This window comes from Marinobacter halodurans, from assembly GCF_004327985.1.
Lineage (GTDB): Bacteria > Pseudomonadota > Gammaproteobacteria > Pseudomonadales > Oleiphilaceae > Marinobacter_A > Marinobacter_A halodurans.
The window spans coordinates 44,571-58,168 of sequence record NZ_SJDL01000024.1 but is presented as its reverse complement, the minus strand read 5'-3'; the positions used below and the strand labels follow the sequence as shown (position 1 = coordinate 58,168).

14 protein-coding genes are annotated in these 13,598 nt (G+C 64.7%); 7 read left to right on the top strand and 7 right to left on the bottom strand.

What is annotated here, in order from left to right:
* The first annotated feature begins 272 nt into the window (after positions 1–272).
* Both EZI54_RS14935 and EZI54_RS14930 read left to right on the top strand, forming a co-directional pair.
* The gene (locus tag EZI54_RS14935; RefSeq protein ID WP_131482686.1) at positions 273–1,166 is read left to right on the top strand and encodes a metal-dependent hydrolase; all 894 of its coding nucleotides are present in this window, start codon (positions 273–275) and stop codon (positions 1,164–1,166) included.
* Between the two features lie 511 nt (positions 1,167–1,677).
* Positions 1,678–2,253, top strand: a complete 576-nt coding sequence (locus tag EZI54_RS14930; RefSeq protein ID WP_131482685.1) for a DJ-1/PfpI family protein — start codon at positions 1,678–1,680, stop codon at positions 2,251–2,253.
* Between the two features lie 54 nt (positions 2,254–2,307).
* Here the strand turns inward: EZI54_RS14930 and EZI54_RS14925 are convergent, their stop codons facing one another.
* A complete protein-coding gene (locus EZI54_RS14925; protein ID WP_131482684.1) occupies positions 2,308–3,123 on the bottom strand; it encodes an SDR family NAD(P)-dependent oxidoreductase in 816 nt (271 codons plus the stop codon).
* A gap of 190 nt (positions 3,124–3,313) precedes the next feature.
* Here EZI54_RS14925 and EZI54_RS14920 point away from each other — a divergent pair, with 190 nt between their 5' ends.
* A complete protein-coding gene (locus tag EZI54_RS14920; RefSeq protein ID WP_131482683.1) occupies positions 3,314–3,730 on the top strand; it encodes an NUDIX hydrolase in 417 nt (138 codons plus the stop codon).
* Here the strand turns inward: EZI54_RS14920 and EZI54_RS14915 are convergent.
* The 4 genes from EZI54_RS14915 to EZI54_RS14900 all read right to left on the bottom strand — a co-directional run bounded on the left by EZI54_RS14915 (position 3,727) and on the right by EZI54_RS14900 (position 8,395).
* On the bottom strand, positions 3,727–4,302 hold the full coding sequence (locus EZI54_RS14915) for an ATP-dependent zinc protease family protein (protein ID WP_131482682.1): 576 nt from the start codon (positions 4,300–4,302) through the stop codon (positions 3,727–3,729). The genes EZI54_RS14920 and EZI54_RS14915 overlap by 4 nt on opposite strands.
* A 127-nt stretch (positions 4,303–4,429) precedes the next feature.
* Entirely contained in the window at positions 4,430–5,473 is a 1,044-nt protein-coding gene (locus tag EZI54_RS14910; RefSeq protein WP_131482681.1) for an AraC family transcriptional regulator, read from the bottom strand.
* Between the two features lie 144 nt (positions 5,474–5,617).
* The gene (locus tag EZI54_RS14905; RefSeq protein WP_207389228.1) at positions 5,618–6,535 is read right to left on the bottom strand and encodes an alpha/beta fold hydrolase; all 918 of its coding nucleotides are present in this window, start codon (positions 6,533–6,535) and stop codon (positions 5,618–5,620) included.
* 150 nt (positions 6,536–6,685) lie between these two features.
* Complete coding sequence (locus EZI54_RS14900; RefSeq protein WP_131482680.1) at positions 6,686–8,395, bottom strand: ExeM/NucH family extracellular endonuclease; 1,710 nt, start codon at positions 8,393–8,395, stop codon at positions 6,686–6,688.
* A gap of 87 nt (positions 8,396–8,482) precedes the next feature.
* Between EZI54_RS14900 and EZI54_RS14895 the strand changes: the two genes are divergently transcribed.
* Positions 8,483–8,890: a hypothetical protein gene (locus tag EZI54_RS14895; RefSeq protein ID WP_131482679.1), complete on the top strand. Its 408-nt coding sequence runs from the start codon at positions 8,483–8,485 to the stop codon at positions 8,888–8,890.
* 18 nt (positions 8,891–8,908) lie between these two features.
* On the opposite strand, the gene EZI54_RS14890 is transcribed toward EZI54_RS14895, so the two are convergent.
* Positions 8,909–9,772 (bottom strand): helix-turn-helix transcriptional regulator, encoded by an 864-nt coding sequence (locus tag EZI54_RS14890; RefSeq protein ID WP_131482703.1) that lies wholly within the window; start codon positions 9,770–9,772, stop codon positions 8,909–8,911.
* 309 nt (positions 9,773–10,081) lie between these two features.
* Here EZI54_RS14890 and EZI54_RS14885 point away from each other — a divergent pair, with 309 nt between their 5' ends.
* A complete protein-coding gene (locus tag EZI54_RS14885; protein ID WP_131482678.1) occupies positions 10,082–11,371 on the top strand; it encodes an MFS transporter in 1,290 nt (429 codons plus the stop codon).
* Here EZI54_RS14885 and EZI54_RS14880 read toward each other — a convergent pair.
* The gene (locus EZI54_RS14880) at positions 11,363–11,572 is read right to left on the bottom strand and encodes a DUF3565 domain-containing protein (protein ID WP_131482677.1); all 210 of its coding nucleotides are present in this window, start codon (positions 11,570–11,572) and stop codon (positions 11,363–11,365) included. The genes EZI54_RS14885 and EZI54_RS14880 overlap by 9 nt on opposite strands.
* Before the next feature lie 158 nt (positions 11,573–11,730).
* On the opposite strand from EZI54_RS14880, the gene slyA reads away from it, so the two are divergent.
* Both slyA and EZI54_RS14870 read left to right on the top strand, forming a co-directional pair.
* A complete protein-coding gene (gene slyA / locus EZI54_RS14875) occupies positions 11,731–12,162 on the top strand; it encodes a transcriptional regulator SlyA (RefSeq protein WP_131482676.1) in 432 nt (143 codons plus the stop codon).
* A 119-nt stretch (positions 12,163–12,281) separates the two neighbouring features.
* The gene (locus EZI54_RS14870) at positions 12,282–13,598 is read left to right on the top strand and encodes an MDR family MFS transporter (protein WP_423227003.1); all 1,317 of its coding nucleotides are present in this window, start codon (positions 12,282–12,284) and stop codon (positions 13,596–13,598) included.

The window sequence follows — 13,598 nt, the reverse complement described above, 5'->3', positions numbered from 1 at the left end:
TGGCGGACCACTGTCATGGCACCGATGCTACCAGAAGCCCTGCCCTCACTATTCGGCGCAGCGCCCGGAAATCCTGTCGTTCCGGTCAATTCAGGCACGCAAAATCGCCCGAATGTCCCATCATCCACGACCGCCGTCCCCTTTGCGCATGGTCGAAAACCGTTGCGCCCCGCAGACTGAACCCATGACATCGCGGCTTGTGTCATCCATCACCTCTCATCGACACAGGCTTGAGCCATGAGCGCCCCGACGTTTGGCGCATAGGAGGATCCATGCTGAGAACAGCGACCGCGAACAGGAAGGCAGCCGTCCGTAAACCGGATCATGTGGACATCAAACCCCAGCGCATGGGCTTCGAGTTCGGCGACCAGGTACCCCGTTACTGGCTCGACAACAGCCCGTTCCTGAGCCACATGATGAACGCGCTGTCGGTGCTGTTCCCGCAGGGCGAGCAGTTCTTCGTCGACTCCGTCCGCTACTACCGGGACCAGATCACCGATCCGGCCCTTAAGAAAGAAGTCGCCGGCTTTATCGGCCAGGAGGCCATGCACTCGCTGGAACACATCGCCATGAACCAGCACGTGCGCGACCAGGACATGCCGGTGGAAGACATGGAACACCACCTGCGCATACTGCTGGACGGTTTCGGCAAGCGCCTGCCCAAGCGCCACCAGCTGGCCATCACCTGTGCCCTGGAGCACATGACCGCCATGATGGCCGACATGCTGCTCGAGCGTGACGACGTGCGCGAAGACATGCACGACACCATGCGCCCGCTGTGGGTCTGGCACGCCATCGAGGAAACCGAGCACAAGGCGGTGACCTACGACGTCTTCCAGGAAGTGGGCGGCACCTACCTGGAGCGCTCGTTCTACCAGATCCTGAGCACGGCACTGCTAGGCGTGATGACCACCTACTTCACCGCCCGCATGATGTGGAACGACAAGCGCGGCTTCTCGCTGACGGACGTGGGTAAAGGGATGTGGCGCATGTGGGGCACCGATGGCGTTTTCTCCAGCCTGATCCCCACCTGGATGGAGTACTTCAAGCCCGGTTTCCATCCCTGGGAGCACGACAACAGCGAGCTGATCGCCCGCTTCAAGGCCCAGGTGGCCGAGCATATTGCACCGCAATACCGCAACGGCAACCGCCGGACCCTGCAGTAATCCGAAGTCCTTGCCTGCCCGTTCGAGCCCGCCTTTGAGCGGGCTTTTTTTTGGGGACATGGTCGAGAAGCTCGGGATAACACCGGCTGTCCTGCGGACAGCTCCGAAGCTGAAGCGTCGGCTACATTCAAGAAGCCACCCCCAAACATATAGCAGATGCTTCAGCTTCTGAGGCGCCGCCAGGCGCCCATCATTCACTCCGAGGTCCTGATCGCTGTCCGCGCACCATGGACGTTCTGCACGAGGCCCGATCGAAACCAATGGAGGCCATCGCTGGAGCAGAGGACAGGACGTCCTCGTCACATAAGCGGCCAGGGACGGCCCTCTTAGGTGACGGAAGCGATGGCCTCCATTGGTTTCAGACTCCCAAGGTCATTGCCACCTCCACTGAACCCACCCTCATTTTTCGATTGCTCTACGACAAAGGTTCATTTGACAGAAACCCGCTTTGGGTGAAGGTTTAAGGTTCGTCCGGATTGAATCGGATCATGCCAACAGGAGGGATTCGAACATGAAACGTCTGCTAATGCTGGTCGGCGACTATGTCGAGGATTATGAAGTGATGGTGCCGTTCCAGGCGCTGATGGCGGTGGGCTACGAAGTGCATGCCGTATGCCCGGACAAGAAATCCGGCGAGACCGTCCGCACCGCCATCCACGACTTCGAGGGCGACCAGACCTACTCGGAAAAGCCCGGCCACAACTTTGCCCTGAACGCCACCTTCGCGGCGGTCAACCCGTCAGACTATGACGGACTGGTGATCCCGGGCGGCCGGGCGCCGGAATACCTGCGCCTGAATGAGGACGTGCTGAACGTGGTGCGGCACTTCTTCGAGACCAACAAGCCGGTCGCCGCCATCTGCCACGGCGCCCAACTGCTGGCCGCCGCGGGCGTGCTGGAAGGTCGGGACTGTTCCGCCTATCCCGCCTGCGCGCCGGAAGTCACCGGTGCCGGCGGCAGGTATCAGTCCATCGAGGTGAACGAAGCCCATGTGGATGGCAACCTGGTCACGGCCCCGGCCTGGCCGGCGCATCCGGCATGGATCGCCAAATTCCTGGACGTGATGGGCGCGAAGATCACGCTGTAACGCCCGTAATTCCGCCAGGGCCGGATAACAACCGTCCGGCCCTGGCGGGACCGGTCAAACGTACAGGTTCTTGCGTGAGAAGCGTGCCACCAGCGGCTGGTAGGCGGCGCCAAGCGCGCGGTTCAGCACTTCGATGCCCCAGGCGTCCGGCCCCACCAGGATGCGCGACTCGTCCTTTTCGATCCCGCGAACGATGATATCCGCCGCCTTTTCGGGGGGGGTCATGGCCAGTTTGTCGAAGCCATTACGCTGGGCTTCGGCATTCTCGGATTTGCCCATGCGTGCGGCCCGGGCGATGTTGGTCTTGATGCCGCCCGGGTGGACGCAGCTGACGGTGACCGGCTGGTTTTCCAGCGCCATCTCCTGACGCAGCGCTTCGGTGAAGCCGCGCACCGCAAACTTGGCGGCGTTATAGGCGCTCTGCTTGGGCACGCCAATCAGGCCGAACACGCTGGAGATGTTCACCACGTGGCCGTCCCCGGAGCTGATCAGGTGCGGCAGGAACGCCCGCGTGCCGTGGGCCACACCCCAGAAGTCGATGTCCATGATCCACTTGAAGTCCTCGTCGGTCATCTCACGGACCGACGCCGACAGCGCCACACCGGCGTTATTGATCACCAGGTTCACCTGGCCGAAATCCTTGGCGACGGCCTCCGCATGGGCGTAGATGGCATCCCGGTCGGAGACATCCAGCAGGTAGGTCCTGGCTTCCACGGCATCACAGGCGGCCGCCGTCTCCTTCAGACCCGCCTCGTTGACGTCGGACAGGGCCAGGCGGCAGCCGCGGCCGGCCAGATTGACCGCCAGGGCCCGGCCGATGCCGGAGCCGGCGCCGGTGATGGCCGCTACCTTGTTCTGGAGTTCTTTCATCGGATCATCCTCGTTTTTATCGGGGTGTCTGCTGGAGGCTTAATTAAAGCACCTACTTTAAATAGCACTTTATCAGCGAATCGCCAGCAGGGAATGGCTTCCGGGGACGGAAATCCGGGCAAAACGGCCACCAGGGAAGGCTGCCATCCAGGGCTGCTAGAATAACCCCGCAGAACAGGAGAAGAACGTCATGCCCAATCCTCGCCCCGCCGTCATTGTCATCCTGGAACGCGACGGCGCCTTCCTGCTGGTGCAACGCAACAATCCGCCGGACGCCGGGCTCTGGGGGCATGCCGGAGGCAAGCTGGAATGGGGCGAAAGTCTGGAGCAGGCGGCACTGCGGGAGCTGAGGGAGGAAACAGGCCTCGATGCCGCGCCGCTTGGGCGCCTGCCCCCGCTGGACGTGCTGACGGAGGCGCATCATTTCATTCTCTGCCCGGTGGTCTGTGAAGATCGGGGTGGCGATCCGGTGGCCGGCGACGATGCCCGCGCCACCGGCTGGTTCACGCTGGCCGACATGCGGGCAACGCCGGAGCGGTTCAGCCGGGATGTGGCCCGGATCTGTGAGCAGGCCCGGGCCTGGCAGGCGGCAAGAACACTGGGTTAGTCCGCGTCGCGTTCCTGCTCCAGTTCCTCCAGGGTCTCGTAGTCGCACTCCCTGGACGCCTGGAAGCTGTCCGATGAATCCACCAGGATGTTGTCATCCCCAAGGAACCGTCGACCCAGCAGGACCGCATAGTTGAACCGGCTGCGGTCGGTCAGCGAAAACTGGGTCTCGTGCTTTTCGCCGGCGATGCAGAAATCCATTCTCACGACGTACCGGCGCTGGGATCCGGCCCCCTTGCGCTTGATCAGGACCGTTCTCTCCACCGGCCGCTCGAACTGGAGAACGATGTTATCGTCGTCGGCGTCTTCGGGCGACTTGTGGTCGTCCAGCGGCAATTCGAAGCTGACCCAACGTTTACCGTCCTTCTCAAACGGCTCCACGTTGACCGCATGCAGCGATGACGTCCTGGCACCGGTATCCAGCCGGGCCTTGAGCCGCACGCCGGAATCCTGCAACACCACCCATTCGACGAAACCGAGGGTTTCGGCGTCTCTCCTGTCATCGTCCGCGAAGGCCGCAGGTACGTTGATCGCCAACAGGGCAGCCAGCCACAGGGAAAGTCCGAATCGCATGCAGTACTCCTTGATCAGATGGATCGATCACCGGCGGAAGCCGGACAGCGGTTCGGATAATGCCAGAGCCGCAAGACGTCGGCCATGGTCCTGACGGAAAGGTAATCGCCCGGTAACGGCGGGGCGGTCAATCGACGGCCGCCAGGGGCTGCCGGCGGTTGCGATGGGCGCTCGGACTGATGCCGGTCCAGCGCTTGAAGGCCCGGGTGAAGTTGGCGGCATCGGCGTAGCCAAGGGCATCGGCGATCTGGCTCAGGCTCATACGGGTATTGGCGAGCAGATCCCGGGCCCGCTCCAGCCGCACCTGGTCCACCAGTTGCTGGAAGCTGATACTTTCTTCCTGCAAACGGCGTTTGAGCGTTCGTTCGGAGACGAACAGGGTGCCGGCCACACGACCCAGCTTGGGTGGGAAGGGATGACTGGTCTCGATCACACGGCGCACCCGGGCGCCGAAGCCGGCGTCTTCGGTCAGGCGATGCAGCGCCTGCTCACACTGCTGCCGCGAAGCCCGCGCCACCTCGTCGTCGCTGAACTGGATCGGCGCCGCCAGCGCGCGGTTGGGGATGACGATGGCATCTTCGTCGCACTCGTAGTGAACCGGCAGGGGGATCCGGTCGCGGAAGCGCTGGATATACGAAGGCTCCCGCCCCCGACGATGCACCCGGGCACCACGGACCGGTTCACCCAACAGTTGGATTCCCATGGCCACGCAGCCGAACACCATCGCATCCATGATGAAGCTCTGTAACGGCCCCAGTTCCAGGCTGGCCACCACACGCAGGGTCGTGGTATCCCCCTCCGTCACACAGAAGATCCGCAGGTGCGGTGCTCGCAGCGACAGGTAGCGCACCATCAGGTCCATCGCCTCGCCCAGCGTGCGGCTGTTCATGGCGGCGATGCCCAGGGCGCCGTGCAACGGCAGGCGCAGCTCCGAGGCCAGCAGGACACCGAGGCCCGGCTCGCCGCTCTCGACAATGGCCCGGGTGACGAACTCGCTGGCCTGGGAGAGGGAAACCCGGACGTCGTCATCCGCCAGGCACGCCGGATCCAGACCGACCCGCGTCAGCAATGCCCGGTCGTCCACGCCGCGCTGGCGCAGCAGTTCGGCAATGGTGTGCAGGTAAATCGCCGGTAAGCCCAGATCCTGAACCTGTGATGCGACAGCAGGCATGTCATCCGTCCTCAGAGTTGCATTATTGTTATGTGACACTGGTGCAATCGATTATGACCGGATCACGCGATCGACCCCATGACTCCAGTGACGCGTCAACGGGATGAGGGGGCCAATTGTCGGGATGCGGAGGCCAGCGAACGGCTATTTCGAGGTATGACGGCCCAGGAAATCCATCAGGATGCGGTGGGACCGGCGTGGTTGCTCCAGCATGGGCAGATGCCCCACTTTCGGCAGCATGTGCACTTCCGCATGGGGTACCTGCTCGCGGTAGAAATCCACACAGCCGGGCAGGGTAATCCGGTCCCGGTCGCCCCAGAGCACCAGCAGCGGTGGCAGGTCCGCGCCCAGCTCCCGGGCCGGTGCGTAGGCATCGGCCACCAGGTCGGAGAACACATGGCGGTTCTGCCCCGAGCGACGCAGCAGGTCGACGCCCAGCAGGCCGACCATGGCCAGGCCGGCTACCGTCGGCGTGCCGTTACCCACGCTGTTGAACATCCGGTAGAGGCCGGGCCAGTCTTCCGGTAGCAGCAGGCTTGAGTCGAAGCGCGGGGGCCGGCTCAGGTCGATGTCCGGCCGCGCCGGAATACCGGCACTGTTCATCACCGTCAGCGAGGCCACGCGCTCCCCACCATGGGCGGCCATGATCGTGGCAATGGCGCCCCCCATGGAACTGCCCACCAGATGCACCTGGCCCAACCCGGCTGCGCCGAGCCATTGCAGCAGGCGCCGGGCCTGGACGCAGTAGCCATAGTCCGCTCCAACCCGGTAATCGCTCTCGCCAAAACCGGGTATATCCACCGCCAGCACATGACGGTCCGCCGGGAACAGGGGCAACCAGGCGCTCCAGTTCTCCTTCATCGCCGCCAGGCCATGCAGCAGGACGATCGAGGGGCGGTCACTGCGCCGCCGGCCCCGTTCCAGCCAGACGATGCGATGGCCGTCGATCATGGCGCTGTGGCGCCTGGCCCGCTGCAGCCAGCGGTGTCCGGTCCGGGCCAGGGGCCAGGGGTTGGGCAGACGGTCCTGCAAAGTAGTGATCAGCGGCGTGTTGGCGAGCATGGGGCGTGACCTTTTGTCCGGTGGTGTCCTTTGGACCGAGTCTAAACCCTCCCGCACACCGTCCTATGGCTTCTCCGTCGCCAGCGATGGGGCGCGATTGCCAGTCAGGCGTCCCGTCTGGTCAGCGAATCAACCAAACGGGACACCAGGTCAGTCGGCGCCCAGCCTCAGGTCGAGGTAGACCGGGTCATGGTCCGAGGAGCGCCACGGCCCCGGTCCGTACAGGCGAACCGCCCGGCCGTCGGGATGGTATTCGAGGTTGTAATCCAGTACCGGCGGCTCGTCGGCGTTGATATGCCAGACCGCACCGCCGACGACCCGGGCCCGCAACGACGGGTCCGGCAGGATGTAATCGAGCGTGCCGCGCACACCGTGGAACCGGTAGCTGTAGCCATCGTCGCCGGCCAGCACGGACGGTCGCCGGAATCCCGCGTCCGCCAGGATCTGCAGGGGCGTATCGGACGCATGGCTGTTGAGATCCCCCAGCACCAGCGTGTCGCGGGATGGAAGATCGGCCAGCCACGCCCGCAGCACCCGGGCGGAACGGGCCCGGACCGGCGCGTAGCAGCCTTCGCCGTCGTGCTGGTCGGCATTGGCTCCCCGGGCATGGCGGCAGGAGCGGGACTTGAAGTGGTTGACCACCACCCGCAGCGTTCCGCCACCGTCGAGCATCCGGAACGTCTGCGCCAGCGGGACGCGGCTGTAGGTATTGAACGGCGACTCGTCCAGGCTGGCGCTTTCCCCGACCGGTTCAACGCGATCGGCGCGGTACAGCAGGCCGACGCGAATGGCATCGTCGCCGGCCTCCTGTGGGCGCACCGAAGCCCAGTCGTGGCCCAGGGCCGCCACCAGGTCGGCGGCGGCGGACTCCGGTCCGTGACCGTCATTCTCCAGCTCCATGACGCCGACGATATCGGCCCGCAGCCCCTCGATGGCACTGGCCAGCTTCTGGCGCTGGCGCTCCAGCTCCGCGGCACTGTCGGCCCCCCGCGCGGTCGGGAACCCCTGCCCCCGGCCATCGCCGTTGAAGAAGTTGAGCAGGTTGAAGCTGGCCACCCGCAAGGTATTGTCCGCCGGCGCCTCTGGCCGGGCGGGGCGGTCATTGCCGCCGACGACCGTGGACCAGCGGTCCGGCTGCAGCCGCCAGCGATCGTAACGGTAGTCAAGGACGCCCTGGACCGGCGCCAGCAGGCTGCCGGCCCGCAGGGAGTGATCGGCAGCCAGCCCCGGCCGGGGCAACGGGAGATCGGCGGGATTCTGGTCGAGACGCCGGTCATCCAGCAGGATCCGGTCCTGTGGCGCCAGCGAATCCGGGTAGCGCGGATCGTCCGCGGCCAGGGTGACCACGCCGAAACGCCCCAGGTCATGGGTGTCGACGACCGTCACCGGATCGGCGAAGCGGGTGCGCATGCCCTCCAGGGCTTCCGGGTCGGCGGGCAGCGGGAACGACAGCACCACCGGCTCCGGCAGGCCGCTGCGGCCGCAGACCCGCACCTCGGAGCCGGCCGCGATTTCCGTCAATCCATGGTATTCCTTGACCCGGCCGCTGACCCGCACATGCTGGCCCACCGCGCCACCACTGGCCCGGGTGTAGACGAATACGGCGTCCGAGGTGGTGGGATCGCTATCAGCGTGTCCGGGCAGGGCCTGCAGGTAGAAGCCACCGAGCCCCTCCGGCCCGCGGCCATCCAGTGTGATGACGCCTTCAACGTCGACGCGGTGCCCGGCCAGCGGCGAGGCCTGGCCGCCGCCCTGGACCTTCGACAGGGGTGTGGAACGGTCGCCACACCGATCGGCCAGGGCCGGCCCGGACAACAGGACGCCGCCCAGCAGGGCGAGGATCACGGCTGTGCCTTTCATGATGCCTCTCGTAAAACCATAATGCGTGGGAAGGGTGAGAGGACGCAGTGTCCCCGACACCTGCAGCCGATGCAATGGAGAGAATCAATGAGCAATCCAGTGGCCCTGATCGTCATTGCCCTGGTCGCCATTGGCGCGCTGATGCTGTTCCAGGCGCGTCGCCGGAACCGGTCGATGGCGGCGCTGAGGCGCCAGGGGTTCGTGCCCGGACAGCGCTGGTCCTCGAGCCTCACGGTGGTGACGGAGCAGGGCACCGACCGCTTTGCCGTCGTCTGGCCGGGCCGTTACCAGATCTTCCGGGCGGCACAGATTGTCAGCATTGATGTCATCGGGCAGGAAATGGAATCGGCCCAGCATCGCCACAAGGTGCAGATCGAACTGGACGACCCGGAGCACCAGGCAATCGGTCTGGCCACGCTCAACCGGCGTGACCGTGCGGAGAGGTGGGCCCGGGAAATCCGTGAATGGCGGGCCTCGCACGTGGCGGACGGCTGAATCCGCCGGTGCCAAGTCTTACAGCCAGGCTTGCAGGTCTTCGCGATTGGCCAGCTCCAGCTGCTGGACCAGTGGATCGCTGTGCGGGGTATCGCCGCTGAGTCCGGCCAGGGTCAGCATGTAACGCACCAGGGCGGCCCGGCTCTCGATCTTCAGCTCGCCGTTCACCATGGCGTAATCGTTGGCCACGATGGCCTGCTGGTCGGCCGACAGGCGCTGATCCGGCCGCAGGATGATGTTGACCGTGGTGTTCCAGGCCTCGTCGTTACGGGCCTTGTGACGGCTCCGCTCGGGCAGGACCTGGGGCACGCCGCGGAACCGGCTGAGCACGAAGTCCCGGTACTCACCGTTGGTTTCGCACCAGGCACGGACATGCCAGCGCTGGCCGCTGTACACCAGGGTGTGCGGTTCGAGCGTGCGCCGCTCGCCCTCGGGACGGGTCAGCGAGAAGTATTCGGCTTCCAGCCGACGCCCCTGGCGCGTGGCCAGCACGATCGGCCGCACCACTTCCGGCTCCGCCAGACGACGCGGTACGTGCAGGATCTCGGTATTCGGCAGCCCCAGATCCAGGGACTCGAAGGTCTCGCTCAGGGCATGGTCGCGCCCCAGGACCTCCAGGTATTCGTCAGAGCGCCCCTGCGTCACCGCGGGACGAAACTGCTCGGCAGGCACGTAGCCCTTCAGGTGGCGGTCGTACTCCAGGTTGCCTGGCGCGACCTCCCGCAGATAGGTGTTGATGTCCTTCGAAGCCTGCTGACGACCAATCCCGAAAGCATGGCAGATATGGTTGGTCGTCAGGCGACCCTCCCATAACGCGATAATCTCAATCAGGCGGTAACGTAGCAGGAGATCCCATCGAATGGGCCAGTCCGTTTTTTTCATCATGTGGCGCTCTTTCTCAACTGATTGAATTCCGATCAATCCGTAACCAGAGTCGATATGCTATCAGCTTCCCAACACGCCGCGTGTTACGGCACATTAATGTCAAATAACGTTAAACAATGAACGCTTAGTGTGGCTGTTTCCAGAGAAATCCACCACTTACATTCAGGTAACATCCGCCATTCGGGAAGTGCGTAATCGCCTACAACAGCGTCCTCTGATTAAATCGGCCACAACCGGCATGCTCCTCAGGTGGCTGCTATGGTGTGTAGTTGAACCGCTGTCGCCACGGAATTCCGGAAATTTGCCATGACTCGAATGGTCGCCTCCCTGTCCGCCCTGATTCTCAGCACCATGCTGCTGGTCAGCGGCAACGCCTTCCTGATGACGCTGCTGGGTATCCGGCTGGGGCTCGAATCCATTGACCCCGGCACCATCGGCCGTGTGCTGGCCTGCTATTCCATCGGATTCGTGATCGGCACCCTGTCGGTGAACCGGGTGATCGAGCGGGTCGGGCACATTCGCGCCTTCGCCGTGTTCTCGGCCATGACGGCCGTTACGGCGTTGCTGTATCCGGTGGCGCTGTCGATGACATTCTGGGCGGTCCTGCGGGTGCTGTCCGGTTTCAGCATGGCCGGGGTCCTGCTGGTGGTGGAGAGCTGGTTCAGCAGCCGCGCCACCAACAGCAATCGCGGCACCCTGTTCGCCGTCTACCAGATCGTGTTTTTCATCTCCGTGGCCGCCGGCCAGTTGATCGTCAACCTGGGCGACCCGGCGTCGTTCCTGCTCTATACGATTGCCGCGATCCTGCTGACGCTGTCACTGATCCCCCTGTCACTGACCCGGATGGAAGCGCCGGCCATCGGACAGGTGGCGCGGATTTCCATCTTCGCCATGCTGCGCCAGTCCACGACCGGGGTTCTGGGAGCTCTGATCTGCGGCGTATTGATCGGCACCTTCTACGCCCTCGGGCCGGTCTATGCCACGCTGATCGGCCTGAACCTGGCGCAGACCTCCATTTTCATGGCCACGGCCATCATCGCCGCCATGCTGCTGGCCTGGCCGATGGGCCGGGTCTGCGACCGTTTCGACCGGCGCCGGGTGATGCTGACGCTGTCCATCGTCGCGGCCCTGGCAGCCTGCGCGGCGGCTTTCCTGGGAGTGGACCACCCCGTCCTGCTGATCGCGGCCGTGGGCGCCTTTACCGGTCTGTCCGCGGCGCTGTACCCGATCGCCGTGGCCATCACCAACGACCGCATGGAACAGTCCCATATCGTGGCCGCCAGCGCCACGCTGCTGCTGAGCTATGGCCTCGGCAGCGTGCTGGGCCCGCTGGTGATCTCGGAGCTGATCAGCCTGACCGGCCCGGGCGGCCTGTTCCTGGGCAGCGCCGGCTTCCTGGTCCTGTTGGCGGGTATCACCGGCTGGTACATCTGGACCACCGAGGACATTCCGGTGGAGCAACAGGAGCACTTCGTCAGCACCATGCCCGAGGCCATGCCCGTGCTGACGGAGATGGACCCGCGCAACGAGACATTCCAGACTTCGCCGGAAGCCGCTGAAATCGCCGAGGAGTCCGCCACCGAACCGTCAGCCTGAGGTGTCGACGGGCTCCCCGCGATCGCATTTCAGGCAGTCCAGGCAGACGCCCAGCCGGCCACGCCGCCCCTCAGCGGTCGTGACCCAGGGGCGGTTGATAAAGGGCGGTCGATGCCGGACGTGCTGGCCATGGCCGCAGGCCAGCCTCGCCACCCAGTCGCCGTCCGGATCCCGGTAGAAACCTGTAATCGGTTGTTTCATAACACAGAGATTGCCCAGGCAAAGCGCTTTCGGTTTTCCCTCATGTTAATTTCGATCCCGCATCTGTTTTCATTACAACTGTTAGCAAACTAGTATTAATGACCATGTCACGCTTTTACGATCCACCCTGCGTGACCGCATCCTGTCGGGAGTTTTTGATGAAAGACCAGTTTCCTTTTGCCGTGGCACGTGTCACCCGCCGCTGGCGCAAACTGCTTGATGAACGACTCAAGGACCTGGGCGTCACCCAGGCCCGCTGGACCACGATGGTCTACCTCCAGAAAGGCGGCGAAGGCCTGACGCAGCGGGAATTGGCCAGCCTGATGGCCATCGAGAACCCGACACTCGTGCGCCTGCTGGACAGCCTCGAAGGCCAGGGCCTGATCGAACGTCGCCCCTGCCAGAAAGACCGCCGTGCCCGCCGCCTTCACCTGACCAAAGCCGGCGAGGCCTTCATGGACGACCTCAACAGCCGCGGCGAGAAGCTCCGCGAGGAAATGCTCGAGGGCGTCGACGAGGCCGACCTGGAAGTCGTACTCCGGGTATTCAACCGTATCATGAAGAACGCCGAGCAACTGCAGGGACAGTAATCCTCCCCGATCTCCCGCCGACGCCATGGACGGAGGCTCCCCCCCTGAAAGACTTCAGTCTGGACGCACTGCGCGAACGTCACGGTGCCCGCTGGCGCTGGCTGGCGGTCGCCACGGTGATGCTGGGCACCATGGCGACGGTGCTCAGCGCGACCATCGTCAACGTCGCGCTGCCGGACATCATGGCCTACTTCGCGATCGGCCAGGGCCAGGCCCACTGGCTGGTCACCGGTTTCATCGCCGCCATGACCACCACCATGCTCACCACCGGCTGGCTGCTGGATCACTTCGGCCTGCGCCGGACGCTCGCTAGCGCCATGATCCTGTTCAGCGTGATGTCCGTGGCCGGCGGATTTGCCACCTCGCCACAGTGGCTGATCCTGTCCCGCATCGGCATGGGCGCCATGGCCGGCCTGATGCAACCGATGGCCATGTACCTGGTGTTCCGCGCCTTTCCCCGCGAGCAGCGCGGACAGGCCATGGGAATCTACGGCATGGGTGTGATCCTGGCACCGGCGCTGGGGCCGGTGATCGGCGGCTTCATCGTCGACCAGCTGAGCTGGCGCTACGTGATGTTTGCGCCGGTCCCGGTAACCCTGCTGGGCGTGTTCATGGTGTATCGCTACCTGCCCTGGCCGGTGAGCCAGCCGGCCCCATACCGGTTCGACTTCGCCGGCTTCCTGTGGCTGGCCCTGTTCATCGCCAGCAGTCTCGATGCGCTCAACACCCTGCAACATGCCCAAGGCGAAGGCCCGCGCATCGCCGTCAGCGGCGCCCTCGCGCTGCTGGCGCTGATCCTGTTCGCCCGCCGCGAGCGCCGCGCCGACAACCCGCTGCTGCATCTGGGGCTAATGCGCCGCCCCGAATTCCGCAGCGCCTGCCTGGGGGCCGTGGCGCTGGGGCTAGCCCTGTTCGGGTCGACCTACCTGATCCCGCTGTTCGTGCAGTCCGCCCTGCAATTCTCCGCCACCGAAGCCGGGCTGTTGATGCTGCCGGCCGGTATCGCCCTGGGCATCACCTTCCCGATTGCCGGCTGGCTCGCCGACCGCAAACCGGCACGACGCATGGTCATGGCCGGGATCCTGGTGTTTGCCCTGTCCACCGCACTGTTCGCGGTTTCCGACCAGGCGCCGGGCTTTTTCTGGCTGGCCACCTGGGCCGTGATCGGCCGCATCGGCCTGGGCCTGATCATGCCCTCCCTGTCCACCGGCGCCCTCAACCCGCTGGAACCCCATGAGCTGGGCTACGGCTCCAGCATCATCAACTTCACCCGGCAATTGGGCGGCGCCTTCGGCGTCAACATCGTGGCCCTGACGCTGGAATACGGCGATCACAGCCACGGCCTGCCCACCATCGACGCCTTCCACAGCGCCTGGTGGCTGGTCACCGTCTTTGTCCTGGTCGCCCTCTGGCCCATACGCCGGATTCCGGGCTGA